General features: G+C 69.3%; 33 protein-coding genes. 11 read left to right on the top strand and 22 right to left on the bottom strand.

Annotated elements, in window-relative coordinates:
* Positions 1-50: 50 nt before the first annotated feature.
* From ACZ3HL_RS25860 to ACZ3HL_RS25810, 11 genes are all read right to left on the bottom strand, one after another.
* The gene (locus ACZ3HL_RS25860; RefSeq protein ID WP_465534285.1) at positions 51-734 is read right to left on the bottom strand and encodes an NAD(P)-dependent oxidoreductase; all 684 of its coding nucleotides are present in this window, start codon (positions 732-734) and stop codon (positions 51-53) included.
* A gap of 42 nt (positions 735-776) precedes the next feature.
* Positions 777-1,157 (bottom strand): hypothetical protein, encoded by a 381-nt coding sequence (locus ACZ3HL_RS25855; protein ID WP_465413964.1) that lies wholly within the window; start codon positions 1,155-1,157, stop codon positions 777-779.
* On the bottom strand, positions 1,154-2,290 hold the full coding sequence (locus ACZ3HL_RS25850) for a cytochrome P450 (protein WP_465534283.1): 1,137 nt from the start codon (positions 2,288-2,290) through the stop codon (positions 1,154-1,156). The genes ACZ3HL_RS25855 and ACZ3HL_RS25850 overlap by 4 nt, the downstream gene beginning before the upstream one ends.
* A gap of 26 nt (positions 2,291-2,316) precedes the next feature.
* The gene (locus tag ACZ3HL_RS25845; protein WP_465534281.1) at positions 2,317-3,066 is read right to left on the bottom strand and encodes an SDR family oxidoreductase; all 750 of its coding nucleotides are present in this window, start codon (positions 3,064-3,066) and stop codon (positions 2,317-2,319) included.
* Between the two features lie 21 nt (positions 3,067-3,087).
* Positions 3,088-3,579: a carboxymuconolactone decarboxylase family protein gene (locus ACZ3HL_RS25840; RefSeq protein ID WP_465413957.1), complete on the bottom strand. Its 492-nt coding sequence runs from the start codon at positions 3,577-3,579 to the stop codon at positions 3,088-3,090.
* Between the two features lie 352 nt (positions 3,580-3,931).
* Positions 3,932-6,226: an ATP-binding protein gene (locus ACZ3HL_RS25835; RefSeq protein ID WP_465534279.1), complete on the bottom strand. Its 2,295-nt coding sequence runs from the start codon at positions 6,224-6,226 to the stop codon at positions 3,932-3,934.
* 172 nt (positions 6,227-6,398) lie between these two features.
* Positions 6,399-7,013 (bottom strand): TetR/AcrR family transcriptional regulator, encoded by a 615-nt coding sequence (locus ACZ3HL_RS25830; RefSeq protein ID WP_465534277.1) that lies wholly within the window; start codon positions 7,011-7,013, stop codon positions 6,399-6,401.
* A 75-nt stretch (positions 7,014-7,088) separates the two neighbouring features.
* Positions 7,089-7,577: a DUF6653 family protein gene (locus tag ACZ3HL_RS25825; protein ID WP_465534275.1), complete on the bottom strand. Its 489-nt coding sequence runs from the start codon at positions 7,575-7,577 to the stop codon at positions 7,089-7,091.
* Positions 7,578-7,859: 282 nt separating this feature from the next.
* Positions 7,860-8,078, bottom strand: a complete 219-nt coding sequence (locus tag ACZ3HL_RS25820; protein ID WP_465534273.1) for a hypothetical protein — start codon at positions 8,076-8,078, stop codon at positions 7,860-7,862.
* Positions 8,036-8,503, bottom strand: coding sequence for a YybH family protein (locus ACZ3HL_RS25815; protein ID WP_465413944.1), 468 nt, complete (start codon positions 8,501-8,503; stop codon positions 8,036-8,038). Before ACZ3HL_RS25815 ends, ACZ3HL_RS25820 begins: the two co-directional genes overlap by 43 nt.
* Before the next feature lie 108 nt (positions 8,504-8,611).
* Positions 8,612-9,451 carry an LLM class flavin-dependent oxidoreductase gene (locus ACZ3HL_RS25810; protein WP_465534271.1) on the bottom strand — a complete coding sequence of 280 codons (840 nt, stop codon included), beginning with the start codon at positions 9,449-9,451 and terminating at the stop codon, positions 8,612-8,614.
* 92 nt (positions 9,452-9,543) lie between these two features.
* On the opposite strand from ACZ3HL_RS25810, the gene ACZ3HL_RS25805 reads away from it, so the two are divergent.
* The 5 genes from ACZ3HL_RS25805 (at position 9,544) to ACZ3HL_RS25785 (ending at position 12,185) form a co-directional block, all read left to right on the top strand.
* Positions 9,544-10,023 carry a MarR family winged helix-turn-helix transcriptional regulator gene (locus ACZ3HL_RS25805; RefSeq protein WP_465534269.1) on the top strand — a complete coding sequence of 160 codons (480 nt, stop codon included), beginning with the start codon at positions 9,544-9,546 and terminating at the stop codon, positions 10,021-10,023.
* Positions 10,024-10,070: 47 nt separating this feature from the next.
* Positions 10,071-10,817 carry a helix-turn-helix domain-containing protein gene (locus tag ACZ3HL_RS25800; RefSeq protein ID WP_465534267.1) on the top strand — a complete coding sequence of 249 codons (747 nt, stop codon included), beginning with the start codon at positions 10,071-10,073 and terminating at the stop codon, positions 10,815-10,817.
* A gap of 54 nt (positions 10,818-10,871) precedes the next feature.
* Complete coding sequence (locus ACZ3HL_RS25795; RefSeq protein WP_465413936.1) at positions 10,872-11,267, top strand: VOC family protein; 396 nt, start codon at positions 10,872-10,874, stop codon at positions 11,265-11,267.
* 43 nt (positions 11,268-11,310) lie between these two features.
* A complete protein-coding gene (locus ACZ3HL_RS25790) occupies positions 11,311-11,697 on the top strand; it encodes a hypothetical protein (protein ID WP_465413933.1) in 387 nt (128 codons plus the stop codon).
* Between the two features lie 68 nt (positions 11,698-11,765).
* On the top strand, positions 11,766-12,185 hold the full coding sequence (locus ACZ3HL_RS25785; protein WP_465534265.1) for a GNAT family N-acetyltransferase: 420 nt from the start codon (positions 11,766-11,768) through the stop codon (positions 12,183-12,185).
* Positions 12,186-12,234: 49 nt separating this feature from the next.
* Here the strand turns inward: ACZ3HL_RS25785 and ACZ3HL_RS25780 are convergent, their stop codons facing one another.
* Together ACZ3HL_RS25780 and ACZ3HL_RS25775 are read right to left on the bottom strand one after the other, a co-directional pair.
* Complete coding sequence (locus tag ACZ3HL_RS25780) at positions 12,235-13,527, bottom strand: amidase family protein (protein WP_465534263.1); 1,293 nt, start codon at positions 13,525-13,527, stop codon at positions 12,235-12,237.
* A gap of 122 nt (positions 13,528-13,649) precedes the next feature.
* Entirely contained in the window at positions 13,650-14,612 is a 963-nt protein-coding gene (locus ACZ3HL_RS25775) for a hypothetical protein (RefSeq protein ID WP_465534261.1), read from the bottom strand.
* A gap of 120 nt (positions 14,613-14,732) precedes the next feature.
* On the opposite strand from ACZ3HL_RS25775, the gene ACZ3HL_RS25770 reads away from it, so the two are divergent.
* Positions 14,733-15,161, top strand: coding sequence for a Fur family transcriptional regulator (locus ACZ3HL_RS25770; protein ID WP_465413925.1), 429 nt, complete (start codon positions 14,733-14,735; stop codon positions 15,159-15,161).
* A gap of 28 nt (positions 15,162-15,189) precedes the next feature.
* Positions 15,190-17,424, top strand: coding sequence for a catalase/peroxidase HPI (katG, locus tag ACZ3HL_RS25765; RefSeq protein ID WP_465534259.1), 2,235 nt, complete (start codon positions 15,190-15,192; stop codon positions 17,422-17,424).
* A 144-nt stretch (positions 17,425-17,568) separates the two neighbouring features.
* Here katG and ACZ3HL_RS25760 read toward each other — a convergent pair whose 3' ends face one another.
* Positions 17,569-18,351, bottom strand: coding sequence for an ANTAR domain-containing protein (locus ACZ3HL_RS25760; RefSeq protein ID WP_465534257.1), 783 nt, complete (start codon positions 18,349-18,351; stop codon positions 17,569-17,571).
* 86 nt (positions 18,352-18,437) lie between these two features.
* Positions 18,438-18,815 carry a VOC family protein gene (locus ACZ3HL_RS25755; RefSeq protein WP_465534255.1) on the bottom strand — a complete coding sequence of 126 codons (378 nt, stop codon included), beginning with the start codon at positions 18,813-18,815 and terminating at the stop codon, positions 18,438-18,440.
* Positions 18,816-18,944: 129 nt separating this feature from the next.
* Here ACZ3HL_RS25755 and ACZ3HL_RS25750 point away from each other — a divergent pair, with 129 nt between their 5' ends.
* Entirely contained in the window at positions 18,945-19,289 is a 345-nt protein-coding gene (locus ACZ3HL_RS25750) for an STAS domain-containing protein (protein ID WP_465534253.1), read from the top strand.
* Here the strand turns inward: ACZ3HL_RS25750 and ACZ3HL_RS25745 are convergent.
* Both ACZ3HL_RS25745 and ACZ3HL_RS25740 read right to left on the bottom strand, forming a co-directional pair.
* On the bottom strand, positions 19,286-20,728 hold the full coding sequence (locus tag ACZ3HL_RS25745; RefSeq protein ID WP_465534251.1) for an aminotransferase class I/II-fold pyridoxal phosphate-dependent enzyme: 1,443 nt from the start codon (positions 20,726-20,728) through the stop codon (positions 19,286-19,288). The two genes, ACZ3HL_RS25750 and ACZ3HL_RS25745, sit on opposite strands and share 4 nt — an antisense overlap.
* 11 nt (positions 20,729-20,739) lie before the next feature.
* Positions 20,740-21,072 carry a plasmid stabilization protein gene (locus ACZ3HL_RS25740; protein ID WP_465534249.1) on the bottom strand — a complete coding sequence of 111 codons (333 nt, stop codon included), beginning with the start codon at positions 21,070-21,072 and terminating at the stop codon, positions 20,740-20,742.
* Positions 21,073-21,234: 162 nt separating this feature from the next.
* Here ACZ3HL_RS25740 and ACZ3HL_RS25735 point away from each other — a divergent pair, with 162 nt between their 5' ends.
* Entirely contained in the window at positions 21,235-22,059 is an 825-nt protein-coding gene (locus ACZ3HL_RS25735) for a SigB/SigF/SigG family RNA polymerase sigma factor (protein ID WP_465534437.1), read from the top strand.
* Here the strand turns inward: ACZ3HL_RS25735 and ACZ3HL_RS25730 are convergent.
* The 3 genes from ACZ3HL_RS25730 to ACZ3HL_RS25720 form a co-directional block, all read right to left on the bottom strand.
* Entirely contained in the window at positions 22,049-22,786 is a 738-nt protein-coding gene (locus ACZ3HL_RS25730) for a maleate cis-trans isomerase family protein (RefSeq protein ID WP_465534247.1), read from the bottom strand. The genes ACZ3HL_RS25735 and ACZ3HL_RS25730 overlap by 11 nt on opposite strands.
* A 29-nt stretch (positions 22,787-22,815) precedes the next feature.
* A complete protein-coding gene (locus ACZ3HL_RS25725) occupies positions 22,816-23,196 on the bottom strand; it encodes a DUF6292 family protein (RefSeq protein WP_465414150.1) in 381 nt (126 codons plus the stop codon).
* 73 nt (positions 23,197-23,269) lie between these two features.
* Complete coding sequence (locus ACZ3HL_RS25720; protein ID WP_257485008.1) at positions 23,270-23,710, bottom strand: Hsp20/alpha crystallin family protein; 441 nt, start codon at positions 23,708-23,710, stop codon at positions 23,270-23,272.
* Positions 23,711-23,815: 105 nt separating this feature from the next.
* Here ACZ3HL_RS25720 and ACZ3HL_RS25715 point away from each other — a divergent pair, with 105 nt between their 5' ends.
* The gene (locus tag ACZ3HL_RS25715) at positions 23,816-24,430 is read left to right on the top strand and encodes an HSP18 transcriptional regulator (protein WP_465413907.1); all 615 of its coding nucleotides are present in this window, start codon (positions 23,816-23,818) and stop codon (positions 24,428-24,430) included.
* A 62-nt stretch (positions 24,431-24,492) separates the two neighbouring features.
* Complete coding sequence (locus ACZ3HL_RS25710) at positions 24,493-24,681, top strand: hypothetical protein (protein WP_192742834.1); 189 nt, start codon at positions 24,493-24,495, stop codon at positions 24,679-24,681.
* A gap of 209 nt (positions 24,682-24,890) precedes the next feature.
* Here ACZ3HL_RS25710 and ACZ3HL_RS25705 read toward each other — a convergent pair whose 3' ends face one another.
* The gene (locus tag ACZ3HL_RS25705; protein WP_005159680.1) at positions 24,891-25,016 is read right to left on the bottom strand and encodes a hypothetical protein; all 126 of its coding nucleotides are present in this window, start codon (positions 25,014-25,016) and stop codon (positions 24,891-24,893) included.
* 82 nt (positions 25,017-25,098) lie between these two features.
* Positions 25,099-25,848, bottom strand: coding sequence for a nucleotidyltransferase domain-containing protein (locus ACZ3HL_RS25700; RefSeq protein ID WP_465534245.1), 750 nt, complete (start codon positions 25,846-25,848; stop codon positions 25,099-25,101).
* Positions 25,849-25,915: the final 67 nt, after the last annotated feature.

Below are 25,915 nucleotides of genomic sequence, written 5' to 3'. Positions count from 1 at the left end.
CGGACAGCGGGGCCGAGGAGCGCGTCCACGCACCGCTACCGGTAGCGCGGTCAGTACGCGACTGTGACGACCTTCCTGCTCGCCTCGGGCTGGTCGATCAGCCGCAGCATGAATTCGGCCGCGTCCGCGGCCGCGATGCGGAGGGCGGCGCGCAGGGTGTGCCCGTAGGCCGTCCGGTAGCGGCCGGTCGGCGGTCGGTCCATCACGTACGGCACCCGCATGACCGTCCAGTCCAGGTCACAGCCGCGCATGAAGTCCTCCATCAGCGCGACATCGATGAAATGAGCGCCGAGCACCCGCTTGGCCACCGGTGTGGCGAAGTACTGCATGATCAGCCCCGCGCCCGGTTCGCGTTTGGGCGGGTGCGGGCGGCCGGGCGTCGGCACGGTCGAGACACCGACCCCGCTGACGACGAGCAGGCGGGGTACCGACGCGGACTCCACCGCGGCGGCGAGCGCCCTGGCACTTTTCGAGACGATGCCGTGCTCGGCTTTCTTGCGCGGTCCGATCGCCGACAGCACCGCGTCAGCGCCGTCGACCGAGGCCTTGAGCGGGCCCGGATCCGCGTGGCTCAGGTCCGCGGTCACCACCCGCACGTTCGGCGCACTGTGCACCTGGGCCCCGAGTTTCGCCGGATCGCGGGCCACCGCCGTGGTGTCGTGGCCCGCGGCGATGGCCTGAGCCAGGATCTGCTGTCCGACCAGGCCGGTCGGTCCGAAGATGGTCAGTTTCATTTGCTGCTTCCGTTCTTGTCTGCGGGAAACAGGGCGAGGGCATCAGCCTGCGAGACGAGGCGACCAGACCTGCGCGACGAGCACGGTGCTCGCCCCGAACAACGCCACCCCGAGCGGCACGTGGACGGCGAGGTCGCCGCTGCCGCCGACCACGAACTGGACGCCGATCAGCACCAGGAGGATCGCGCTGATGGCCGGGTATCGCGCCGATCCCCGGCCCACCCGCCACACCAGGAGCGCGGCGACGAGCTGCACGACCATCGCGACCGTGACGAAGGGGCCCGTGGCGTGATGCACCGAGCTGCCGCCTTCGCCGGACAGGAGCTGCCCAGCGGTGATTCCCTGCACCAGCAGCGTGGCCGCCAGGAACACCGTGCTCGCCTTCAGCAGGCCGAAGAACTTGGGACGCCGGATGTCGCTCACCAGGTCACCCGCAACGCGCGCACGCCGTACACGAGGCTGAAGACACGGAAGTCCATCGGTTCTTCCGTGTCGGCCAAGGCGAGGCCGGGGAAGCGCCGAAGCAGCGCCGGGAGGGCGATGCGCAGCTCCATTCGCGCCAGTGGCGCCCCGAGACAGTGGTGCGGGCCATGCCCGAAGGCGACGTGGCCGGTGGTTCCCCTGGTGATGTCGAACGTCTCGGGATCGTCGATCAGGGCGGGGTCGCGGTTGGCGGCCGGAAGGGAACAGATCACGAGCGATCCCGCCGGGATGCGGTGCCCGCCGATCTCCACGTCCGTCGTGGTCGTCCGCGGCGGCAGCGACTGGACGACGGACAACCAGCGCAACAACTCCTCGACGGCGGGCTCGATCAGCCCGGGATCCTCGCGGAGCATCGCCAACTGGTCCGGGTGCCACAACAGGGCCAGGGTGCCGAGGCCGAGCATGTTCGCGGTCGTGTCGTGCCCGGCGAGCAGCAGAAGGCCCGCGATGCCGGTCAACTCGTCCGAGCCGAGTTCGTCGCCGTGTTCCCGCACCAGCATGCCCAGCATGTCCTCGCCGGGATCCGCCTGGGCGCGGGCCACCAGGCCCGCCATGTAGTCGTGGTCCTCCCGTTGCGCCGCGACCCGCTGGTCCATCGGCAGCGAGGTGTCGAGAATCCGCACGGCACGCTGGTGGAACTCGCCGCGGTCGGCGTACGGGACACCCAGCAGCTCGCAGATCACCAGCGACGGCACCGGCAACGCGAAGTGCGTCACCAGATCGGCCGGTTTACCGGCTCGCTCCAGATCGTCCAGGGCCGCTTGGACGATCTCGGTGATCCGCGGTTCGAGCCTGCTCATCCGCCGGACGGTGAATTCGGGGGTGAGCAGCCGCCGCAAGCGCGTGTGGTCGGGTGGGTCGAGCCTGATCAGTTGTCCCGCCGTGGGGCCGTTCCCCGGCACCGGCGTCAGTGCGCTGCTGAACCGGGCCGGATCCGCCAGCACCTGGCGGACGTCTTCCTTGCGGCTGACCAGATACGCGGGCAGGCCGAACGGAGTCTCGACTCGCACGACGCCCTCGCCGTCACGGGCCTTCGCCAGCTCCGCGACCGGGTTGAGACCGTTCCTTCGCATGTGAAGCGGCATTGCCTCGGTCATTTTCAGCCTTTCCGGGCGTCGAGCCACTCGGCGAACGTGGGGCCCGTGAGCTTGGCGTGCGGGCTCGGCAGGAAAGCGCCGGCGGCCGCGAGTTCGGCGTCGGGCATGCCGGAGCCGTCGACGCCGACGACCTCGATGCCCCGGCGGGCGGCGAGGAGGCGGGCCGCGTCGGCCATGATTTCCTTGCGGGGCCCCGCGATCTCGGGGATCGGCGGTCCCGGATCCTGCTGGGCGACGGCGAGGTCGGCCAGTTCCTCCGCGACGATGCGGCAGGCCACCAGCTGGGTGGGCAGGGCGGGCAGGTGGACGACGTCGCCCTGCTGCCAGTCCAGGAGCTGGCCGACGAACTCGTGGAACTGCGCGGCTCGCAGGAGGCGAACGGGGAGAGGGCCCGCCAGGAGGAGTTCCTCGTGCACCTTCTTGGCGGCGAGGAAACCGGCGGTGGCCTTGTCGGCGCCGATGATGGACGCCGCGGTGATCCGGGCGACCCCCGCCTGGCGGCCGGCTTCGTGCAGATTGCGGGCCGATGCGCGGAAGAATTCCGCCGCCGCTTCCTGTTCGGAGCCGTGCCACGAGGCGACGTCGATGATGCCTTCGGCTCCGGTGAGCGCGTCGGCGAGTCCTTCGCCGGTGACGATGTCCACGCCGGTGGCCCGGGACATCGGCACGACGTGGTGTCCTCGTTCGGTGAGCACGTCGACGACATGCCGTCCCAGCCGGCCGGTCGCTCCGGCCACTGCGAACTTGCTCATGGTTCGAACCTTTCGGGAAAGTCAGTCGGTGTAGTTCTGGCCGGGCGGCATTCCCGGAATCGGCTTGGCGATGAGCGCGGCGGGGGCGAAGAAGCCGATATGCGCGATCGCCATGACGAGCGTCCAGAGCGCTTTGGCGTCGTAGCAAGCGGATGCCTTGGCGTACAACGAATCGGGGACCCGCTCGCCGGACGGATTCGGGGTGAGGACGGCCTCGACGAGTTCCAGCGCGATCCGCTCCGGGTCGGTGAAGCAGGTGGCGTCCTGCCAGGTCGCCACCGCGGTGATGCGTTCCTCGGGCTCCCCGGCCTGCCGGAGAGTGCCGGTTTCGCGGATCGTGAAGTACGTGCTGCCGAGCAGCTGCCCGGCACGCAGCTGCAGCAGCGCGATGGTCGTCGGGGGAATCGCGCCGTTCTTGAGGACCTTGTGCAGACCGCCCGCGACTTCGGCCATCTCGGGGACGAAAGGGATCGGGTTGGGCATGCGTGAACGCGGGCCCGTCGTCGTCGCCATGGGTGGGCTTCCTTTCTCTTGGCGTCGTGCCCAAGAGATCCCGGCGACCCGATTCCCGTGACAGAACGGGCTTGTGACACAGGCCACTGGGCTTCGGTGTCACAACGGGAGGAGTGCCGTCGCCGCCGAGATCCGGGCGCGGCTGGCACTGCCGTTCAGGCGCCCAGGCGGTGGTAGATCCGGCTGGCCAGGGGGCGGCCAGCCGGTTCAACGCGCTCCATGGCTCGCTGAGGGCGAACCGGCCGAGCAGCTCCGCCGCCGCGTAGGCCTCGGCTTCCGAGAGCAACGTCGCGCGCTCGTCTCGCTGCGAGGGCCGCCACGGCGACGATTTTCACGAGGTGTGGATGGAGTACTAGGCGGTCCCGTCATTGCTGACCAGCCATACCGCGATCTGTGCCCGGGAATGGAAGCCGAGCTTGGTCATGATGTGCTGGACGTGGGTCTCGGCCGTGCGTGGGGAGATCACCAGTTTCGTGGCGATGTCGCGGTTGGTCAGTCCTTGGGCGATGAGTCCCGCGATCTCGGTTTCCCGTGGGCTCAAGGGGCCTGCGGGTTTCCCTGCTGTCGGCGCGGGTTCGGGAACATGCTCGTGGAGGGCGTAGCGGAGGCCCTCCTCGGCGGGGAGTGCGCGGCCGGCGGTGAACGCCTCGTCGAACCTGGCGTCACCGAGTTCTTGCCGGGCCTGCTTGAGATGCCGGCGGTGGGGGACGGCGACGGCGAAATCGGGTGAGGTCCCGATGCGGTCCCAGACCGTGGCGGCGATGCCGAACAGTGTGGCCGCACGGGTGTGCTCGCCTTGCCGGGTGGCGATCCAGGCCAGCGTGTCGATCCGGTAGGCACGCCCATGGAGGTCACCGGCGAGCACGTCGAGCCGTAGTGCCTCGGCCGCCGCCTCGGCGGCGGCCGCGGTGTCGCCGAACTCGACCTCGACGATGGCCAGCCCGAACAGGGACATCGCCTGGTAGAACGTCGCCCCGTGCTCGGCGGTCACGGCGTTCATCCTGGACAACAGGCGGCGCGCGGTGGCGAGGTCCCGGTCCCGGTAGGCGACCGAGACACCGTGGATGAACAACGGGTGCAGCTCGGCCCGCACGAGGCCGTGCGCCTGGAAGATCGCACAAGCCTCGGCCGCGAGATCGACGGACTCGGGTTTGGCCGCCATCATGGCGGCGAAGGCGCGGACGTGCAGGATGCGCGCGGTCAATTCCTCGTCCGTGCCCGCGGCCGCCAGCCGCTCGACCTCGTCCAGAAGTCTGTCCAGATTCTCCTGATCTCCTTGCCAGAGGGCGTGCAGTGCGGCGACGCAGAGCGCGAACGGCCGTTCCGGGTCGTCGGACGCCGCCGCGGCCAGAGCGCGGTCGAGCCACATGCGTTCTTCGGAGGAGAGCCCGCGCAGCAACCAGTACTCGAAGGGGCGCGAAGCCATCACCAGCGCCACACCCACCTCCTGGCCCCGGGTGAGCGACCAGTCGAGCGCGGCGCGCAGGTTCGCGTGCTCCTGGGTCAGCCGTTCGATCCAGTACAGGTGACGGCTCAGCCATTCTTCGTCGGCCAGGGTGACGAGCCCGCTGTACCAGTCCCGGTGCCGTTGGGCGGTCTCGTCCTGCTCACCGCATTTCGTCAGTTGCTCGTGGCCGTACTCCCGCAGCACTTCCAGCATCTGGTAACGAACGGCGCCGTGTTCGTCGCGGCGGACGAGGACCGACTTGTCCAGCAGGCTGTCGATCAGGTCGAGGACCGCGTCAGACGCGATGTCGCCGTCGCCGCACACCTGGACGGCGGCGTCGAGATCGAAGGAGCCGGCGAAGACCGAGGCGCGCCTCCATACCGTCCGCTCGGCAGGCGAGCACAGTTCGTGGCTCCAGTCGATGGTGGCCCGCAACGTCTGTTGCCGGAGCGGCGCGAGGCGTGGGCCGGTGGTCAGCAAGGTGAGTTGCCCGGTCAGCCTTTCGAGGATCTGTGCCGGTGAGAGAGAGCGGATCCTGGCCGCGGCGAGTTCGATCGCCAGGGGGAGCCCGTCCAGCCGTCGGCATAGCTCGGTCAGCTCGTCTTGCGCCGCTTCCCCGTCGACGGCGTCCGGCCAGATCGAGGCGGCGCGGTCCAGGAACAACAGCACCGCGTCCGCGGTCGGCAGCGGCTGGACCGGGACCAGTCGCTCACCGGCGACGGCGAGCGACTGCCTGCTGGTGGCCAGCACCACGACCCGCGGGCATTCGGCCAGGATCGTCGCGACGAACCCGGCGCAAGCGTCGATGACGTGTTCGCAGTTGTCCAGTACCAGCAGGCATGCCTGGTTCCGCAGGTGCTCGATCACCGTACGGGTCGCCGACGCGTCGGACCGATCCTGAAGACCGAGCCGGTCCGCCGCCAGGTTCGCCACGAGCGCGCCGTCTCGCACGGGGGCCAGTTCCACGAACACCGCGCCGTGTTCGAAGGCCCGGACCGAGTCCTGCATGACCCTGGCCGCCAGCCTCGTCTTGCCCACCCCGCCGGGACCGGCGAGCGTCACCAACCGTGACCGCCCGAGCAACCGGCGAATCTCGGCACCCTCTTGGGTGCGGCCGATGTAGCTGGTCGGTTCCGCCGGGGGCGGTGTAGTGCCGGCGGGCCGCCCAGCGCCGGAAGGAACGGAGTACAGCACGTGCACCTCGCATCCGGCTCCACGACACGGATGATCAGTTTAACGTGCTTTCGTCCATTCGGGCGTACGAGCCGTTTCGCGACGATCCGCGAAGGTCACGACCGCCACCACACGGTCGGGGAGGTCCGCCGGTGACGACGGCGCCGGGGAACTCCAGGAAGCTTGACGGTGCACGGGGTCAGTGGCGGCTTTGGACGAGTCCGGCGGTGATGATGTCGATGAGGAGGTCGAGGATCTCGGGGTAGTCGGCGGGGTCTCCGAGTCGCTCGGCGTAGAGCGGTACGAGCAGTACGGTCTGCAGGACGCCGACGATGACGTCGGGGTCGGCGTCGACGAGCTCGCCGTCGCGGTGTTTCTCGGTGACGTAGTGGATGAGCGCGGTGGCGGGGTTGTCGCTCATGGCGGCGGCTCGCTGGGGGTCGGCCTTGCGAGCGACGGCCGTCATCTCCTCGGGGTGGGTCATGAGCCGGCGCCACAGCGGGTTGGTGGACAGCTCGTCGAGGGTGGCGCGCAGGAATCGGCGTAGCGCGTCGCGGGTGTCGTCGGTGGTGTGCAGCGCGTTTTCGATGACCTTCTTCTTGATGGTCCCGGTTTCGTGCAGCATCAGCTCGAGGTAGAGGGCTTCCTTGGAGTCGAAGAACTGGTAGAAGCTGCTCTTGGCCATACCGGTCGGGGCGACCAGCTCCTCGAGCGAGGTTTTGCGCAGGCCTCGCCGGGTGAACAGCTCGTAGCCGTTCTTCAGCAGCAGCTGGGTGATACGGGCCTTTTCCTCGGACGAGAACGCGGGCGGCATCGGGGGAACCTTCCTGGTGAACGATCTGGGCACAGGGTCGCAGGGCGGCCGGGCCGTCCTGCGACCAGCCGGCGGCTATTCCGGCCGGGCGTGGCGACGGTGTTCGTCGAAGAGCCGGGCGAACCGGTCGATGCGCCAGAGCTGGCCGAGGGTCAAGATGGTGACCCCGAACAGCGTCGGCCAGATCTCCAGTGCCGACAGGCCGTATCCGATGAGCAGGAAGCCGGTGATTCCGACGGCCATCAGCAGCCGGTTGAGCCTGCGGTGCTCGGGGGTGACGGACGCGGTTCCGCTGACCCAAAGTCCTTCGCCGTAGATCCCGCGGGAGCTCCAGGCGACTGGTTTCTCGATCGGGGCGAAGACACGGGTGTTGAGGAACAGCCACGCGGCGACCAGGGCGATCGGGGCCAGGCACCACCAGCCGATCCAGGCGCGGCTCCAGACCGCGAGGATCATCAGCGGGATCGCGCCGAAGCGGGTCCACACACTCCAGGGATTGGCGTGACGCCGCCAGGTGTCGTCGCTCATCAGCATCGCGCGAGCAACGGATTTCTTGCCCGTCATGGGAATTCCTTTCGCTGGTTCAGATCGCGGCGGCTTCGGTCAGGTCGTGGTCCGTGGTCGTCATGTCCACTCCTCGGTCCCGGGTGAACCCTGTGTCCAAAATATAAAAACATTTTTAGAATCTGTTTTCAATGGGTGCCGTGGGTGACCTCGGGCACAGGCGGCCGTCGACGGTCGCGATGTGGGGGAAGGGACCGCCCTCATGGCGCGGCCCGCCCGTAGGTTCCCCACGGGCGGGCCGGTCACCTTTGTCGCGCGGTCCGACGGCCGCGTGACGGAACATCACGGTGCGGAGATGCCCTGCCCGAGTCCGCCGTCGACGGTCAGCCTGGCGCCGGTGGTGAAGGTGGCGTCGAGCGGATCACGGCCACCACCCGGCGAGCGCTGGGGGAGCAGGACTTCGTCGCCGCGTTCGAACTCGGCGTAGAAACGACCTTCGACGACCTGTGACCTCGCCGTCAGGCCGGCGTCCGCCGCGTGATCCGACCTGGTGCCGCCCACGTCTCCGGCGGGAACCAGGCCCGCAGGGTTTCCCCGTCGATCGGGAGCGAGATGTGTTCGTGCGTGATCAGCCACGCGCCGTTCGATCGACGGCAACCGACGGTCGAACGCACCCAGATCGCGGACTCGAGGCCGTTCGCGCGTTTCCCGGAATCCAGGTGAAGCATGTGTGCGAAGGCGACGTCGCCACTCACCTCGACGGTCAACTCGTGCGTCCGCAGGCTGATGGGTCCGTCGTAGCCGTCGAACCACCGCACGAAGTTTCCGCGGACCTCGTCGGTTCCGGTGAACCGGAGCGGGGGAACGACGTCGTAGTAGACGATGCCGGGCGAATAGTGGGACATGAGCCGATCGATGTCTTTCGCTTCGGCGGCACCGACCCGGCTCTCCAGGAATTCCCTGACATCGGAATCGATCGCGGTCATCGTGTTCTCCCTTTTACCGTCCGGGAATTCCGGCCTCGCCGGTTCGGCGGGTGACGGTCCCGGTGGTCCGACGACGCGACCCCCCGGATTGTCAGGCGCTTCGGATCGCTAGGCCGAGCGGAGGATGGCGACCACGTCGGCCAGGCGCTCCGCCTGCTGCTTGAAGTCCCCTGTCGGCGTGAGGTTCATCGAGGTGAATCCCAGCCCGGTGAAGGTGAGCAGCCGCTCGGCCACCTCTTCGGCGCTGCCCGACACGATTCCTTCCGGCATCTGGGAGCCGCCGACGTGGACCGGGACGTTGTAGACGCAGTTCACCGTCCGCCCGCTCGCCTCGGCCGCGGCCAGGACCCGTTCCCTCAGGCGCGCGGCGTGCGCCGGGGGCGCGAATCCGTACGACGGGATCCATCCGTCGGCGAGGCGGCCGGTGGCTTCCAGGGCACGGGCGCCGTACGTCCCGAGCCAGATGGGGATCGGCCGCTCGGGTTTGGGCTCCAGGTCGGCGTTCTCCGTGTGGTATCGGCTGCCGCGGAACGTGAAGGCGGGCTCCGACCAGAGCCCGCGGATGATGCGGATGCCCTCCACCATGCCGTCGACCTTTTCCGGCGGCGAGGGCACGCCGAGCCCGAAGGCGCGGAATTCGTCGTCGGAATAGCCGCCGCCGAGGCCGAGGATGAGCCTGCCGCCGGAGAACCGGTGCAGGCTCTCGGCCATCTTCGCCACCATCGCGGGAGGCCGGTACGGCATGCCGAGCACCCTGGTGGCCACCTGGACGCGCGAGGTGGCGGCCGCGACCCAGGTCAGCAGCGTCCACACCTCGTACGTCGGCTCGGTGCCGCAGGGATGGTCGGAAGCCGACACGAAATCGACCCCGAGTTCCTCGGCCGCCCTGGCGTCACCGACCGGGTCCGTACCCGGTGCGGCCGAAGTGGACAGGCTCAGCCCGAACATGCGCATATCCGTCCGTCCTTCGTCGTAGATGTTTACATGTAACCCAATCAGCCAAGTCGTGTACATGTCAACCAACCCGCTAGGATCCGGGGATGGCTGAGCCGAAATGGCTGGACGACGCCGAATTCCGCGCCTGGATCGGCTACCGGCGGATGCGGTTGCTGCTGGACGCCGAGATCGGCCGCGACCTGCTGGCCGACTCGGGGCTGTCCATGCCCGACTACGACGTGCTGTCCGCCCTGACCTCGTCCGAGGGGCACCGGCGACGGCTCACCGACTTGGCCGACCGGATGCTCTGGTCCAAGAGCAGGCTCTCCCGCCACATCGGCCGGATGGAGCAGCGTGGGCTGGTCGCCCGTGAGGAGTGCGAGAGCGACGCCAGAGGCGCGGTCGTCGTGCTGACCCAGGACGGGCTGCGCACGATCCAGCTGGCCGCGCCTTCGCATGTGGAGTCCGTCCGGCGGCATTTCCTCGACCTGCTGTCGCCCGAGCAACTCGATGCCCTCGGCGCCATGGCCGAGCGCGTGCTGGACCACCTGGTCCCTGACGGCGCCTCGGGGCTGGAGCGATAGCGAGATGAAGGCCTTACCGTCCCCCTGCGAGTGTTAGCTTCTTGACCGTGAGCCTTGATCCGGCCAGTGGCATCGAGCAGCGCCCGTCCGATTCTCCGTACGTGGAGCGGGTCTACCGGGCCGGGGCGGGTGCCGTCGCGGTGCCGGCGCGGATGCGGTCCATCGCGAACTCGAACTGGGAGCTCGTGGTGTGGCGTGACCGGGGCGAGACGCACGTGGCGGTACGGGGCCCCGAGACGAGCCCCACGGTGCTGGACCTGGGGCCGGGCGAGGGGGAAACGGTCGGGATCATTTTCCGCCACGGCGCGTTCCTGGCACCGCTGCCGGTGCCGGAACTGGTCGACACCGCCGTGACGAGCCCGCACACCACGGCCCGCTCGTTCGTCCTGCACGGCGAGGAGTGGGAAACGCCCTCTTACGACAACGCCGACGTCTTCGTGGATCGGCTGGTCCGTGCCGGATTGCTGGTCCGTGATCCGCTGGTCACCGCCGTTCTTCGCGGCGAGGCGGCCACGCTGGTCACGCCGAGGTCGGTACAGCGGCGGGTGGCCGCGGCCACCGGGCTGACCCAGGGCGCGATCCGGCAGATCGAGCGGGCCAGGCAGGCCGTGATGCTGCTGGGGCAGGGGATGGCCCCGATCGAGGTCGTGCAGCTGGCCGGGTACCACGACCAGCCGCATCTGGCGCGCTCACTGACCCGGTTCACCGGTTGCACGGCCTCCCGGCTGCGGCGGGCCGACGGCGACGAGATGCTGTCGCTTCTGTACAAGACCGAGGTCGCGGTCCGCCCCTAGATTCGTGGTGACGCCGGGAGCACCCGGCACCCGGAACATCCTGGAGGGCATGTCATGGCCATCACGCAGATCTACGTCAACCTGCCGGTCACCGATCTGGACGCGAGCACGAAGGTCTACCTGGCGCTGGGGGCGACGGTCAATCCCGATTTCAGCGGGGACACCTCGGTCCAGATGGTGTTCGCCGACACGATCATGGTGCAGCTGATGACCCGCGAGACGTTCGCGTCGTTCACCAAAAGGTCCACATCGGACGGCCCGATCGAGGTGATCAACGCCCTGGCCGCCGGATCGCGCGAAGAAGTGGATCGCCTCGCCGAGGCGGCCTTGGCCGCCGGTGCCACCGAGCCACGCGCGGCCCAGGACATGGGCTGGCTGTACAACCGCGCGATCGACGACCCGGACGGCCACTCCTGGGAGCTGCTGGCCTACGACCCCAGCGCCATGTGACAGGGGTTGACCTCCAGCCGGATCGAGGTCCGACCATGGGGCCATGACTCTCGAAGCAGACGAAATGCTCCTGTTCCGGAACACCATGCGGATCACCGACGGCCGGCTGGAGGAGTTCACCGCCGCCGTCCGGGAAGCCATCGACTTCGTGGAGCGCAACGCGCCGCAGGTGATGGTGCAGACGTTCGTGGACGCCGACCGGATGCTGGCCTACAGCTACCAGATGTACGCCGATTCGGACGCGGTCCTCGAACACTGGCGGGTTTCCGGGAACCACATCAACGCCGTGTCGGCGCACTGCACGGTGGTGGACTTCCAGGTGCACGGCTCGCCGGACGAACGGGTGCTGGCGGGGATGCGGGAGATGATCGACGACGGCACCGCCGTCGTCACGCCACGGATCGCGGGGTTCGTGCGGCAGCGGGCTTGAACCCGCCTGCCTGGTCGAGTTCACGGCCGCCGGTTACCGGCCGGCTCCGGAAAATAGGGTGATCGACCATGGACGACTCCTACCGCCTGGAAGCGGGCTCGCCGTCGGTCGACGACTATCTGCGGCTGCGCCGCGAGGCGGGGCTCAGCGAACCGCCGCGGGACCAGGCCGAGCGTGGGGTCGGCGGTGCTTGGGCGGCGGTCCAGGTGATCCACCGGGCCACCGGCGAGACCGTGGGGATGGGCCGGGTGATCAGCGACGGCGGGTGGTACTTCCACATCGTCGACATGGCCGTCCTCCCCGCTCATCAGCGGCGCGGTATCGGGGACGCCGTCCTCGGCGCCCTGCTCACCGAGATCGACGCCGCGGCCCCGGGCGCGTACGTCAATCTGCTCGGCGACCCGCCCGGGTGGCGGCTGTACGAACGGCACGGGTTCGTCGAGACGGCTCCCGGGACCGTCGGTATGCGGCGGGTACTCGGCTCCTGACGTCGGCCGTTGCCGGGCGTCGCGAAAGCCGCATTCGCGACGCTGCCACTCAGCTTTCGTCCAGCACCCGCTCGACGAAAGCTCCGGCCGCCAACAGTTTCCTGTCTTCGCCGATGGCGCCGTCGAGGGCCAGCCCGGCCGGCAGGCCGTCGCGGTCGCGGCCCATCGAGACGGTCAAGCCCGGGAAGCCCGCGATGCTGCCGGGCTGGCAGTTGCGGATGAAGGTCGCGAAGGTCGGGACCGCGCGCCCGCGGTGGACGAACTCCTCGACGGCCGAGAAATCCCGGGCCGTCGCGGGGGTGGTGGGGAAGGCCAGCGCGTCGATCCCGCTGTCCGCGAAGATCTTCGCGTAGGCGTCGCGCAACGCGGAGCGAGTGGCGAGGGCCGCCTCGTAGACGGCGGGCTCGAGGCCCGGCACGACCGCCTCGGCGAAGATCGCGCGGACGTCGGCCGCGGCGACCTCGGCGACGAGACGCTCGAACGAGACCTCGGGCACGTATTCGGCGAGGTAGGACCGTAACGCGACGCCCGCCTCGTGGATCACCAGCGGCATTCCCTGGTCGGCGACTAGTTCGGCGAGGGGCGTGTCGTCGATCGCCACCAGTTCCACGCCCGCCGAACGCAAACGGGCGAGCGCGGCGTCCCAAAGTTCTTCGACCTCCTCGGCCAGGTCGCCGGTCAGGAAGCCGTGCGGCACGCCCAGCCGGATCGGTGAGCTCTCGATCAAGGGCTCCGGCTCATCACCCGCGAGCACCGCGTCGAGAAGGGCGAGCTCGGCGACCGTGCGGGCGATCGGCCCGGCCGTGTCCCTGGTGGTGCTCAACGGCGTCATACCGCCGGACGGATAGCGGCCCGAGGTCGGCCGGAAACCGCAAACGCCGTTGAGCGCGGCGGGAACCCGCACCGAGCCTCCGGTGTCGGTCGCCAGGCCGGCCGGAACGATGCCCGCCGCGACGGCGACCGCGGTCCCGCCGCTGCTTCCCCCGGCGAACCGGGACGGGTCGCAGGCGTTGCGCACCGGCCCCAGCGGGGTCGTGTCGCAGGTGATGCCGAACGCGAGTTCGTGCATGGCCGCCTTGCCGACGACCACGGCGCCCGCGTGGACCAGGCGCCGGACCACCTCCGCGTGCTCGCGTGGAACGTGGTGCGCCAGCGCCGGGGTGCCCGCGGTGTTCGGCATCCCCGCGACGTGGATGTTGTCCTTGACCACCAACGGGATCCCGGCGAGCGGGCCGCTCGTCTCCGGTGCGCCGTCTTCCGGCGCGAGATGGCTGATCGCGTTGAGATGCCGGACTTCTTCCGCGCGCGAGCGGCTTTCCGAGGCGCTCCAGGGTCCACTCACGATCGCCAGCTTAGCGTGACAAGGAGCACGGGCGCGGGACGAGCGACCCTGACCGTGGCGGCCGGTACGGCTGTCCTTTGTGGACTGTCCGTGTTGCCGTTGCCCGGGCGGCGGTTCGCCGCTCACGGGTCCGGTTCGGCGCGGTAGCGGTCGATCCGGCGGAGCAGGTCGCGGGAGGCGGGGTCGGTCGCGTGTCCGCGCAGGAGCGCCGCCAGCGGCGCGAGCCGGTCCTTGGTCCGGGTGGAGCCGAGGCCGTGTGCCAGGTCCAGTGCCTCGGAGCCGGTGCGGACGGCTTCGTCGAAATCACCTTGGAGCGCGTGGTTCTGCGCGAGCATGATCAGCGTGAGCGCCAGGCTGCGGGACATTTCCGAGCCGTAACCGCCGACGGCGTCGCGTAGCCGCGCGATCGCCTCGTCGCTGTGACGCGAGGTGACCGTCCGGGCCAGTTCGGTCAGGACGGTCCCTCGCATCGCGGCCATGTCCGTGGTGCCGAAGAAGGCTTCCCAAGGGCGCGCGGGTGCCCAGGTTTTCGCGCTCTCGAACTGGCATTCCGCCCGCGCGAGGCACGCGAGGGTGGCGCGTTCGTCACCGGTCTTGGCCAGCGCCCACGCCTCGTTGACGGTCAGGATCGCCCGTGCCCGCCGGGACCCGGACCGGTCGGCCGCGGCCTGGCCGTGGCGGAGCTGGCTCAGCCCGTCCTCGACGTCGTCGTGGTGCAGCGCCAGCCTGCCGAGGCGGTAACGGATGTTGGCGACGAGATTGTCGTTTCCCGCTTCGGCGGCGAGACCGAGCGCGCGGTCGAACCGGATCCGCGCCGGGATCCGGCGGCCGATGTCGAATTCCGTCCAGCCGAGCAGATTGTGCAGATCGGCGAGCACGGTCAGCAGCCGTGGCCGCAGCGCACCGGGGACCGAACCCCAATTGAGCAGCAGGCTGACCGATTTCACGACGCGCACCGCGTCGTGGGAAAAGGCGCCGCCCTGCCGGTAGTCCAGCGCGCGCAGGACATCGACGGCGTTTTCGAGACAATCGACGTCTTCGGTGCCGATGCGACCCGGCGGTCCGCCTTTTCCGGTCGTTGTCATGAACTCACCTCACGCAAGTCATGGCCCGGTCACCGGCTACCCGGAGCCGCCCCCGCCGAAACCGGCCGTCACTCCTCGGGGGCCTTGATTTGACCGGTTCCAAAGACGCTCTTATGGTCCATGGTGATGTCCGACTTCGAGGCACAGCTGCGAGCGGTTTCGCTGCGCGTGACTCGGCCCCGGCTGGCCGTGCTCGCGGCGCTGCGCGATCATCCGCACGTCGACACCGAAACGGTGATAGCGCTGGTGCGGGCCGACCTTCCCACGGTCTCCCACCAGGCGGTCTACGACGTGTTGCGGGCGCTCACCGAAACCGGTCTGATCCGGCGTATCCAGCCCGCCGGCGCGCTCGCCCGGTACGAGACCCGGGTGGGCGACAACCATCACCACGTCGTGTGCCGGTCCTGCGGTGCGATCGCCGATGTCGACTGCGCCGTCGGCCATGCCCCCTGTCTCACCGCCTCGGGCGATCACGGATTCGTGATCGACGAGGCGGAGGTCGTCTACTGGGGCCTGTGCCCCGGCTGCGCGGCCGAACCCGTCCAGTGATGAATTCGCCTGCCCCGGAAGGAAAGAAATGAGTGACAACCCGGAGAAGGGCTGCCCCGTGGCCCACGACTCCGTGACCGCGCACGGTAGCGAGAGCGAGAACCCGGCGATCGATTCGCCGACGCCGAAGACGGGCGGCCGCCCGCGTACCAACAAGGACTGGTGGCCCAACCAGCTCGACCTGTCGGTGCTGCACGCCCATTCGCCGAAGGCCGATCCGCTCGGCGAGGACTTCAGCTACGCCAAGGAATTCGCCAAACTCGACGTCGAGGCCCTCAAACGGGACATCGTCGAGGTGCTCACCACCTCGCAGGACTGGTGGCCCGCCGACTTCGGCCACTACGGCGGCCTGATGATCCGGATGAGCTGGCACGCCGCGGGCACCTACCGCATCCACGACGGCCGCGGCGGCGCCGGTGACGGCGCGCAGCGGTTCGCCCCGCTCAACAGCTGGCCCGACAACGCCAACCTCGACAAGGCACGGCGGCTGCTGTGGCCGGTCAAGGAGAAGTACGGCCAGCAGATCTCGTGGGCCGACCTGCTCGTGCTCGCCGGGAACGTCGCGCTGGAATCGATGGGATTCAAGACCTTCGGCTTCGGTTTCGGCCGGGTGGACACCTGGGAACCCGAGGAGATCTTCTGGGGTCCGGAAGACACCTGGCTGGGTGACGAGCGCTATGCCAGTGACAGCGAGATGGTGCCCGACGTCGGCGCGACCGAGATGGGTCTCATCTACGTCAACCCCGAGGGGCCCCGCGGCAACGCGGACCCGGCCGCGGCGGCGCATTTCATCCGGGAGACCTTCGCCAGGATGGCGATGAACGACGAGGAGACCGTCGCGCTCATCGCCGGCGGTCACACCTTCGGCAAGACCCACGGCGCGGGTATCGCCGACGACCACGTGGGCCCGGAGCCCGAAGCCGCCCCGCTCGAGACGCAGGGTCTCGGCTGGCTGAGCACCCACGGCAGCGGCAAGGGCGCCGACGCGATCACCAGCGGTCTCGAAGTGACGTGGACCGACAAGCCGACGCAGTGGAGCAACCGGTTCTTCGAGATCCTCTTCGGCTACGAATGGGAGCTCACCACGAGCCCCGGCGGCGCGAAGCAGTACGTCGCCAAGGACGCCGAGGCGATCATCCCGGACGCGCACGACCCGGCCAAGAAGCACAAGCCGACCATGCTCACGACGGATCTGGCGCTGCGCGTCGACCCGGCCTACGAGAAGATCTCGCGCCGCTTCCTGGAGAACCCGGACGAGTTCGCCCTCGCCTTCGCCAAGGCCTGGTACAAGCTCCTGCACCGCGACATGGGCCCGGTCAGCCGCTTCCTCGGCCCGTGGGTGCCCGAACCGCAGCTGTGGCAGGACCCGGTGCCGGACGTCGACCACGAGCTCGTCGGGGACGCCGACATCGCCGCGCTCAAGAAGAAGGTGCTCGAATCCGGGCTCACGGTCGCCCAGCTGGCCGGCACCGCGTGGGCGTCCGCGGCGAGCTTCCGGTCCACCGACAAACGTGGCGGCGCCAACGGTGCGCGGATCCGCCTGGAACCCCAGCGTGACTGGGAGGTCAACCAGCCGGAGCAGCTCAGGACCGTCCTGGAGACCCTGGAAGGCATCCAGCGCGAGTTCAACGACGCCGGTGGGGCCAAGATCTCACTGGCCGACCTGATCGTGCTGGCGGGCACGGCCGCCGTCGAGAAGGCCGCGCGTGACGCGGGCACCGAGGTGAGCGTGGCGTTCCGCCCCGGCCGCACCGACGCCACGCAGGAGGACACCGACGTCGAGTCGTTCAAGCTCCTCGAACCGCGTGCCGACGGGTTCCGCAACTACCTGCGTCCCGAGGAGAAGCTCCAGCCGGAGGTCCTGCTCGTCGAGCGCGCGTACATGCTCGACCTGACCGCCCCGGAGATGACCGTCCTCGTCGGTGGCCTGCGTTCGCTCGGGATCACCGCCGGCGAAAGCCGCCACGGTGTCTTCACGGATCGGCCGGGCGTGCTCACCAACGACTTCTTCACCAACCTCCTCTCGCCGGGGACCAAGTGGAAGGTGTCGGAGTCCGAGGAGAACGTCTACGAGATCCGCGACGTCACCACGGACGCGGTGAAGTGGACGGCCACCGCGGTCGACCTCGTCTTCGGCTCGAACTCCCAGCTGAGGGCGCTCTCCGAGGTCTACGCGGGGCAGGCCGCGCGTGAGCGGTTCGCCGCCGACTTCGCCAAGGCCTGGACCAAGGTCATGGAGCTGGACCGGTTCGACCTCGACTGAGGCCGTTGCGCGGAGCGTCGCGAGTCGCGTCTGCGTGCCCAGTCCGTGAAGGCCTCCTTGAGGGACCCAGAGTCCCTCAAGGAGGCCTTCACGGACTTCGGACCCAGCCGGGGCCAGGGCTCCCTTCGCCGCACCAGACGCGCGTCACGGGGTGTCGAGTTCCGTGTGCCGGCTGGCCAGGGTGCGGGCGAGTTCGGCGAGTTTGACGTTGAGGTCCTGGGAGGTGCGGCGCAGCAGGTCGAAGGCCTCGTCGGCGGTCAGGCCGCGTCGTTGCATGAGGATCCCCTTCGCCTGGCCGATCACGTCGCGCGATTCGACGGCCCGCCGGAGATGGCCGGCTTCCAGCTCCGCCCGGCTCACGGCGTTGGTGGCCGCCAGCGCGAGCGAGCCGTGGGTCGCGAGCAGCAACGCGGAGTCCTGTGCTCGCGAATCGAGCGCGCCGGGGCGGCGGCTGTAGATGTTCAGCGCTCCGGGCAGCCTCGGCGGAGCCGCGTCTGGAACCAGTACGGTCGACAGGATCGCGGTGTAACCGTGCCGCACGGCGGCCTGGGAGAAGTCCGGCCACCTCTTCTCCGCCTTCAAATCCTCGCTGCGGATGTAACCGGGGCTTCCGCTGTCGGCGGCGTCGACGCAAGGTCCGGTGCCGGCGCGGTACTGCACCTCGTCGAGTGCCAGCGCCACTTCACCGGTCGAGACGGGGGTGTGGAAGGTCCCGTCCGGGGCCCGCAGGGTGACCGACACCAGGTCCGCGCCCGGGACGACCCGGTACGCGGCGGCGACGACCTGTTCCAGTACCTGGGCGGGGGTGGAGGCGGCCAGCAGCAGGCGGGTGAGTTCGGCGAACTGCCCGGCCAGCGGGCCCGTGGACATGCTGTCGCCGGAGCCGAATCCGATCTTGTCACGCTGCCACAGTCGTTCGTCCACCATCGCTGACCATCCACTCGTGTCCGCCGTCCCCTGCCGGGTACCCTGCGGCGGCACCCGCCAACCGAGAGTCCGATGTGGACAGTCTCTCAGGGGTCGACCCGGGCGCGGAGAAGGCAGAACACGTTTCCCTCGGGGTCGGCGAGCACGTGCCACGACTCTTCCCCCGTCTGGCCGACGTCGGCGGGCCGCGCCCCGGCGGCGAGCAACCGCTCCAGTTCCGCGTCCTGATCGCGGTCGGTGGGGTTCACGTCGATGTGCAGGGGGAGCTTGCCCGGCTTCGGGTCATCGCTGCGGCTCAGGATCAACGTGGGCTGGGGTCCGCCGAAGCCCACGCCGGGCGGCCCGATCTCGATGTCGTCGCCGTCCTTGCCGATTTCGACGTACCCGAGCACTTCGCACCAGAAGTCCGCCATCCGGACCGGGTCGGCGCAGTCGAGGATGAGTTCGGTGATACGGCAGGCCATGCGGCGAGGATAACCCGGTTTCGGCGCATGAATCCGCGGAGAGTGGGTATCCAGGGGCCGAAATCGTCCTGAGCGGACTGTCCTGTCGCGACGGTTGCGGTCCCGGCCGCACCCTTCTACCTTCGATGGATGGCCATCGATACCGAAGCAGGGCAGGCCGCTCCTCTCGTCGTGGTCCAGACGGCCGGCTCGGAAGACACGATCACCGTCGAGGTGGCGGGTGATATCGATATTTCGACCAGTTCCCGGCTCCGGACCGAGCTCTTCGAGCTGCTGGCCGACGCGCCGGACGTCGCGGTGATCGACATGACCGGCGTCGGCTTCTGCGATTCTTCGGGACTTTCCGTGCTGGTGCGGCTGAATCGGCACTGCCAGGAGGCCGGGATCGACCTGAGTTTCGCGCCGTCCAAGGTCCTGCACCGGGCACTGGAGCTCACCGGCCTGCTGCCCACCCTGACGGTGGCCGGCGCTTAAGCGACGACGCGGACCGTGCCCAGCTCCGGATCCGCGGCGTCGTAGACGAACATGCCCGAGCGGATGCCGGTGTGGAGATAATCGATGATCGCGTCGGTGAACACCTCACCGGGAGCGATCGCGGGGACACCCGGCGGGTAGGGGCTGACCATCTCCGCGCTGACGCGGCCCTCGGCCTTGTCGAGCGGCACATGCTCGGCGTCGGCGAAGAACGCGTCGCGGGGCAGCATCCGCGTTTCCAGGGTCAGCTCGGCGGCGGAGTGCAGGTCGATCGCCGGCCGCCGCTCGAAATCGTGGCGGGTGAGCCCGCGTAGGCCGCGTACCAGGGCGGACACCGTCTCCTCGTCGTCGGCGTGGGTGATCTGCACCGCGATCCGCCGGTGATCGGACAACCCGGTGTGTAGATGACGTTCGGCGAGATGGTCGGCGGCCTGGTAGCCGGTGATGCCGAGCCCGGCGACGTCGATCACGATCTTGAGGGGGTCGTGTTCGAAAGCGAGCGGGTGGAATTCCCCGGCGAGCGCGTGCAGCCCGGGGATGTCTTCGATCTTCGCCCGCACGCGGGCGGCCAACGCCAGCGCGTCGCCCAGTAGTTCCTCACCGTGCTCGACCATCTGCCTGCGCCAGCCGTCGAGGGAGGCGTACAACAGGGCGGAAGTGCTCGTGGTGCCGAGAAGGTCCTCCCTGGCCTTGAGCACGTCGGGTGAGACCCGCTCGCCTCGCAGGTGGAACACCGACGCCTGTTCGAGCCCGCCGCCCATCTTGTGCGTGCTCGTGACGCAGAGATCGGCTTCGCCGTCCATCGCCCAGGTCGGCAGGTCGTCGTGGAAGGGGTAGTGGGCGCCCCACGCCTCGTCGACGATCAGCGGCTTGTCCGCGGCATGGCAGACGCGGGCGACACCGCGGATGTCGGCGCAGGTGCCGTAGTCGGTCGGGGTGATCAGCAACATGCCTTTGACGTCGGGCGCGTCCGCCAGCGCGGCCTCGACCTCTTCCGGGCCGGGAGGATGCGCGAGATGGTGCTCCTCGTCGTAGCGGGGGCGGACCCAGACCGGGTGCACACCGCTGATCACCAGCCCGGCGACGACCGATTTGTGGGCGTTGCGGGACACCAGGAGACGTTCACCCGGAGCGGCGACGGCGAGCATGGCGCTCTTGACCGAGAGTGAACTTCCGCAGGTGGAGAAGAAGGTGTGCTCCGCGTCCACCGCGTCGGCCATCAGTTCCTGTGCCTGCCTGAGGATGCCGCGCGACATCCTGCGGTCGTCCAAGCCGTTGAGGGTGAGCAGATCCGACGCGAACGCGGCACGGCCGAGCAGTTCCAGCACGCGCGGATCCGCGCCACGGCCCTGTTTGTGACCCGGTGGGGTGAAGGCGAGCCCGCCCGCGCGGCGGTAGGCGTCGATGGCTTCCAGCACCGGAGCGCGCGAGTGGTCCATCCTGTCTCCGATCAGCGGCCGAGTGCGTTCTGCAGTTCCTTCTTGGTCATGGTGGACCGGCCTTTGATGTTGCGCTTCTTCGCTTCGTTGTAGAGCTGGTCCTTGGTCGGCCCGCCGGGACCCTTCCGGTTGCCGGACCGTTGGCCGCCGCGTTTCTGTGGCGAGGTGTCCTTGGTCGAACTCTTGCTCGCGGTCTTGGACTCACCCGATTGCGCGCGGTTCTTGTTCACCGTGCGTGCGGCGATCTCCTCGGCGCGGCCGGTGCTCGCGCCGCGTTTCTTCTGAGAGGACTTGATGTGCTCGTACTGACGTTCGCGTTTGCCACTCCAGCTTTGTTCAGGCATGGTTCCTCCTTCGTCGTGCCCTGCGGATACCCGTTCGGCCCCCCGGCCAATCGGAAGATCACCCGTCAGGGCCGGGGCGATGTTTGCCGTCCCCGATCGCCGGGTATCGGTACGGCGACACGGACACGGGGAGAGGTGACTTTGGTGAACGCTGCGTCGCTCATGGAAGACATCGACCACGTCGTCCTACGGGACGACGTGGTCCAGGCCCCTCGCGCCCGCCGTACGCGGCGCAGGGACGATTACTCCCACTGCCGTCCCCTGTTCGACGAAATGGCCGCTTTGCCCGCCGGTCACCCGGAACGGGGGCGGCTGCGGGAACGCCTGATCCTCGAACTGCTGCCGATCGCCGAGCACATCGCCGTCCGGTTCAGCGGACGAGGACAGCCGAGGGAAGACCTGATCCAGGTGGCGAGGATCGGTCTGATGAAGGCCGTGGACCGGTTCGATCCCGGACAGGGCGGGGAATTCCTGGCGTACGCCGTGCCGACGGTGATGGGCGAGGTGCGGCGGTTCTTCCGTGACACCGGCTGGGCGGTCCACGTCCCGCGCGGGATGCAGGAACTGCGCACCCGGCTTTCGCGGGCGACCACGGAACTGACCCAGACCCTCGGCCGCGCGCCGACCCCCAGCGAACTCGCCGGGCATCTCGACGTGCACGTCGACACCGTGCGCGAAGGCCTCCTCGCCGCGAACAGCTACCAGACGTCGTCCCTGGACCGGCCGGTCAACGACGGCGATGGTTCGCTTCCGCTGTCCGATGTGGTGGGAGAACTGGATTCCCGCTTCGAACACATCGAGGACCGGCACACCGTGGTCCCGCTGCTCGAACGGCTGCCGGAGCGGGAGCGGGCGATCGTCACGATGCGGTTCTTCGACGGGATGACCCAGTCTCAGATAGCCGAACGCATCGGTATCTCCCAGATGCACGTTTCGCGTCTGCTCACGAAGATCCTGCAGGATCTGCGCGGCAGGCTCAGCGGCTGAACAACTCGCCGAGCCCCGGCCGGATCGGCGGGGTGCCCAGTGCGTGCAAGGAATCCCAGAGGGTGACGGCGGTGGCCGTCAGGACGGGTTTGCCGAGGGCCGTTTCGAGGTCTTCGAGCAACGGCGTCGTGTGCAGGGCCGTTTCGGGGATCAGCAGGGCCTCGGCCTCGTCGTGGTCGGCCGCCGCGGCGAGTTCCGTGATGCGGCGGCCGTCCCAAGCCGCGAGCGCCCGGTCCGAAGGCGCGTCGGCGGAGACCGAATGAACGGTGGAAACACCGGCCTCCGCGAGGAAATCGGCGAAACTCGCGGTCGTGTCGCGGTGGTAGACCGAGGCGAGCGCCACGCGCGCGGTGCCCAAGTGGGCGAGCGCGGTGAGGTACGCGAGTGAAGTGCTGCGCGCGGGAACGCCGAGCCCTTCGCGGAGCACGCGGGACTGTTCGAGCGCGCCGTCGAGGCCGCGCGTGAAACTGCAACTGGAACAGGCCCAGCTGACGACGTCCGGCGCCGTGCCGAACCGCGCTGCGGCTACGAGCCGGCCCGGCGCGCCGAGTTCGCGCACGGCTTCGTGTTTTCCGGCCGCGTCGAGGTCTTCGACGCGACCGACGCTCTCGCCCCACGGGACATAGGCGAAGTCCACGGTGAGGTCTGGACTCAGTTTTCCCGCGAGAGCGAGGAAATCGTCTTCACCACGGTCTCGCGTCGGGTACAGCAAGCCGATCCTGGGCACCCTTCGGAGGTACCCGACGCGAGCCGCGGTCACTCGTGCGAGGCCGGCCGGATGTCGAAATCCGGCGGGGTGAGCTGCCCGACGCTGTGGTCGTCCTCGCGGACGGCCGTGACGAAACGCGCGACCTGGGCGGGGCGCGGGGTGGCGCTCTTCCCGCCCAGGTAGCGAAGGACGATGAGATCCTCGCCGGAGTGGGTCTCGATGGCCACGGCCCAGCCGTGGGTCTCGTCCCACAGCAGGGCGACGTCGCGCTCCGGATGGGTGGGGAGCCGCTCGTCGAGCGCGACGTACGCCGAGACCGGGCTGTCGTGGTCGACCGTGCAGGATTCGAGGCCGACGCCGAGAACCTCGGTGACTTCGGCGAGATAACCCCACACGGCGTCGCGGGTGTGCGGGTGGCGGACCGGCATGGTGAGCAACGAGGATTTCCCTTCTTCCCCGGCCTCGTCCGGTGCGGGCCCCTGCCCGCACCGGACGGGACACTCAGGCCTGGATCTCCTTGCGGTCGGACGCGGAACCGGTGATCTCGATGCGCCGCGGCTTGGCCTTCTCGGCGATCGGGATGCGCAGGGTCAGCACGCCCGCTTCGTAACCGGCCGCGATGTTGTCGGTGTCGAGCGCGTCGCCGAGGAACAGCTGGCGGGAGAAGACGCCGAGCGGACGTTCGGAAACCTGCATCTGGACGTCTTTTCCGGCGAACGGCCGCCGCTCCGCCTTGACCGTCAGGACGTTGCGTTCGACGTCCAGCTCGATCGCGTCGGCGGAGACGCCGGGAAGGTCGAAGCAGACGACGAACTCGTCGCCTTCGCGGTACGCGTCCATCGGCATGGTGGCCGGCTTGGACCAGGTGCCCGGATTCGCGGCGCCGAACATGTGCTGGGTCAGCCTGTCCAGCTCGCGGAACGGGTCGGTGCGCATCAACATCGGGTTCCACCTCCTGGGTCGTCGTCTCTGGTGTCAACACGCACTACTGTTCTAACATGTCATCTAAACGATGACAACCATCAAGTCGTCGATTGGATGACAATCATGGACGAAGACCCCGCCCAGACCGTGCGCGCCGTACGCGACGTCGTGGCCGAGGCCCGCTCCGGCGTCTCGGAACCGGAGAGGCTCTTGACGGCCCTGGTCGCTTTGAAGGCGGTCCGCGAGCAACTGGCGGCATGGGAGCCGGAGCTGATCGCGGCCGCTCGCGCCGGCGGCACCAGCTGGACGGCGCTCGCCCCCGCGCTGGGGGTCGCGAGCCGTCAGGCGGCGGAGCGGCGGTTCCTGCGGTTGCGGCCGTCCGACGGTGGGGAGAGCACGGGGGAGGCGCGGGTCGACGCGGAACGGGACCGGCGGGCGGGTGACCGCGCGGTGGCCGAGTGGGCGCGGCGCAACTCGGCGATCCTGCGGCAGCTGGCCGGTCAGGCGGGCGCGCTGGACGGGTTGAACGCCAAGGCCAGGGAAAGCGCCGAGCGGGTGAGCGCGGTGCTGGGTGAGGACGACGTCACCGGTCTCCTGGCGCCGCTGGCCGACCTGCGCGCCCAGCTGCCCCGCGAGCACACCGGCTTCGCCGAACGGCTCGGTGAGATCGGCATGCACACCGAGCGGGTCCGGCGGTCGGCCGTCGACGACCGGAGGGATCGTCACTCTTCACGGTGAGGTGTGAACGCGGTGCGGGGTGGGTATCCGGTGCCGTCCGCCGAGTGAGCCGGAGGTCTCCGATGCTGGTCCGACCCGATTCCCAGCCGGCCGCCGACGTCGTCGAGCTGGCGCTGAAAGTGCTTGCCGCGGAAGGGTTGCACGGGCGAGCCGCGCAGGCGGCCCTCGAAGCGATGGCGCGGGAACGAGGACTGCCGGTCAAGCGGTGCGCCGCGCTGATCGTGGCGGCCGTCGATGGGCGAGTGAACTGAGGCCTGGCCTGCTGCCGTCGTCGGTGTCGCGTTGCGTGTTGCGTGTTGCGAAAGCCACTTTCGCAACCTTCGTGTGAGCCCTCCGGTCGAGGCGCGCGGGCGGCCGCCGGTGCCCGGCCGGCCGACTCGCCTCGGGAACGCCGTGAAGGCCTCCTTCCCTACCCTGAAGGTAGGCAAGGAGGCCTTCACGGACTACGCGGCTGACAGCGCTACTGGCAGGCTTCGCAGTCCGGGTCGTCGATGCGGCACGCGGCACCGTCGGTGAGCGGGAAGTCGAAGTCGTCGAGCGCGGGGACGGCCAGAGTGGTTTCTTCCGGCGTGGCGGTGGCGGACATGTCACTCCCTTGGTACGGAACGGGTCTTACTTCTCTGTAGCGCTGAAGATCGCCGGTCATTCCGTGACGCGCGCCACAGGACTCAGACCGCCGCCAGGAGCAGCGCCTCCGCGTCGTCCACCGCCTTGGCGAGGGCCTCCGGATCCGCGCGCAAACCCGCGACGACCGTGTCGATCTCGCGCAATCCCGCGCGCAGCAGCAGACGTTTCTCGTTGGTGACCCACTCGCCGCGGGCCGCGAGGACCGCGTGCGCGGTCTCCATCGCGGCGGTGGCCAGCGCGCCCGCGACCTCCGTGGCCTGCCCGCGCGGGACGAAGGCGCCGCGGGTGTACCGCAGGGTCAGGCCGGCCCGGCCCCGCCACATCGCCGGAGCCGCTTCCCGTAGCGCTTCCGGGTAGTCCGGCCGCGGCAGGTCGCCACGCAGCACGCGGTTGACCGCGAGTTCGGCGACGGGCAGGTAACTCGGGACGCCCGCGAGGTGGAACATCAACGGCTCCCAGTGGAACCGGCCCTCGCGGGCTTCGGCGAGCTGGTGCTCGACGGAGCCGAGGTCGCGGTAGTGGATGTCCACCTGCCTGCCGTCGATCGTGAGCCAGGCGCCGCCGTTGAACACGCCGCCGCCCCACGCGCCGAGTTCGGAAACCTCGCCGTCCCAGCCGACGGCGCGCAGGTCGGCCGGGTCGAAGGCCTCGCGGTAGTAGACGGCGAAATCCCAGTCGCTGCCGGGGCCGTGGGTGTCCTGCGCACGCGACCCGCCGAGGGTGACGGCGTGCACAGAGGGAAGCGCGGCCAGCGTGTCGGCCACGTGGGCAAGGAAAGTGTCGTCGTTCATCGCGCGGAGGAGTTTAGGGCCGTGGCCGCGCGGACGCGACCGGTTTTGAGCGCGCGAGAGCGTGTTC

This window comes from Amycolatopsis sp. NPDC000009, from assembly GCF_055563465.1.
Note: the sequence above shows the minus strand (reverse complement) of the source record. Positions and strands in the feature narration are given on the sequence as shown.

Bases quoted from the DNA above. Each gene is read 5' to 3' on its own strand.
- ACZ3HL_RS25860 (WP_465534285.1), bottom strand. From the start codon at position 734: ATGAAACTGACCATCTTCGGACCGACCGGCCTGGTCGGACAGCAGATC.
- ACZ3HL_RS25850 (WP_465534283.1), bottom strand. From the start codon at position 2,290: ATGCGAAGGAACGGTCTCAACCCGGTCGCGGAGCTGGCGAAGGCCCGT.
- ACZ3HL_RS25845 (WP_465534281.1), bottom strand. From the start codon at position 3,066: ATGAGCAAGTTCGCAGTGGCCGGAGCGACCGGCCGGCTGGGACGGCAT.
- ACZ3HL_RS25840 (WP_465413957.1), bottom strand. From the start codon at position 3,579: ATGGCGACGACGACGGGCCCGCGTTCACGCATGCCCAACCCGATCCCT.
- ACZ3HL_RS25830 (WP_465534277.1), bottom strand. From the start codon at position 7,013: ATGCCGCCCGCGTTCTCGTCCGAGGAAAAGGCCCGTATCACCCAGCTG.
- ACZ3HL_RS25825 (WP_465534275.1), bottom strand. From the start codon at position 7,577: ATGACGGGCAAGAAATCCGTTGCTCGCGCGATGCTGATGAGCGACGAC.
- ACZ3HL_RS25815 (WP_465413944.1), bottom strand. From the start codon at position 8,503: ATGACCGCGATCGATTCCGATGTCAGGGAATTCCTGGAGAGCCGGGTC.
- ACZ3HL_RS25810 (WP_465534271.1), bottom strand. From the start codon at position 9,451: ATGTTCGGGCTGAGCCTGTCCACTTCGGCCGCACCGGGTACGGACCCG.
- ACZ3HL_RS25805 (WP_465534269.1), top strand. From the start codon at position 9,544: ATGGCTGAGCCGAAATGGCTGGACGACGCCGAATTCCGCGCCTGGATC.
- ACZ3HL_RS25795 (WP_465413936.1), top strand. From the start codon at position 10,872: ATGGCCATCACGCAGATCTACGTCAACCTGCCGGTCACCGATCTGGAC.
- ACZ3HL_RS25790 (WP_465413933.1), top strand. From the start codon at position 11,311: ATGACTCTCGAAGCAGACGAAATGCTCCTGTTCCGGAACACCATGCGG.
- ACZ3HL_RS25785 (WP_465534265.1), top strand. From the start codon at position 11,766: ATGGACGACTCCTACCGCCTGGAAGCGGGCTCGCCGTCGGTCGACGAC.
- ACZ3HL_RS25775 (WP_465534261.1), bottom strand. From the start codon at position 14,612: ATGACAACGACCGGAAAAGGCGGACCGCCGGGTCGCATCGGCACCGAA.
- ACZ3HL_RS25770 (WP_465413925.1), top strand. From the start codon at position 14,733: ATGGTGATGTCCGACTTCGAGGCACAGCTGCGAGCGGTTTCGCTGCGC.
- katG (WP_465534259.1), top strand. From the start codon at position 15,190: ATGAGTGACAACCCGGAGAAGGGCTGCCCCGTGGCCCACGACTCCGTG.
- ACZ3HL_RS25760 (WP_465534257.1), bottom strand. From the start codon at position 18,351: ATGGTGGACGAACGACTGTGGCAGCGTGACAAGATCGGATTCGGCTCC.
- ACZ3HL_RS25755 (WP_465534255.1), bottom strand. From the start codon at position 18,815: ATGGCCTGCCGTATCACCGAACTCATCCTCGACTGCGCCGACCCGGTC.
- ACZ3HL_RS25750 (WP_465534253.1), top strand. From the start codon at position 18,945: ATGGCCATCGATACCGAAGCAGGGCAGGCCGCTCCTCTCGTCGTGGTC.
- ACZ3HL_RS25745 (WP_465534251.1), bottom strand. From the start codon at position 20,728: ATGGACCACTCGCGCGCTCCGGTGCTGGAAGCCATCGACGCCTACCGC.
- ACZ3HL_RS25740 (WP_465534249.1), bottom strand. From the start codon at position 21,072: ATGCCTGAACAAAGCTGGAGTGGCAAACGCGAACGTCAGTACGAGCAC.
- ACZ3HL_RS25735 (WP_465534437.1), top strand. From the start codon at position 21,235: ATGGAAGACATCGACCACGTCGTCCTACGGGACGACGTGGTCCAGGCC.
- ACZ3HL_RS25725 (WP_465414150.1), bottom strand. From the start codon at position 23,196: ATGCCGGTCCGCCACCCGCACACCCGCGACGCCGTGTGGGGTTATCTC.
- ACZ3HL_RS25720 (WP_257485008.1), bottom strand. From the start codon at position 23,710: ATGTTGATGCGCACCGACCCGTTCCGCGAGCTGGACAGGCTGACCCAG.
- ACZ3HL_RS25715 (WP_465413907.1), top strand. From the start codon at position 23,816: ATGGACGAAGACCCCGCCCAGACCGTGCGCGCCGTACGCGACGTCGTG.
- ACZ3HL_RS25710 (WP_192742834.1), top strand. From the start codon at position 24,493: ATGCTGGTCCGACCCGATTCCCAGCCGGCCGCCGACGTCGTCGAGCTG.
- ACZ3HL_RS25705 (WP_005159680.1), bottom strand. From the start codon at position 25,016: ATGTCCGCCACCGCCACGCCGGAAGAAACCACTCTGGCCGTCCCCGCG.
- ACZ3HL_RS25700 (WP_465534245.1), bottom strand. From the start codon at position 25,848: ATGAACGACGACACTTTCCTTGCCCACGTGGCCGACACGCTGGCCGCG.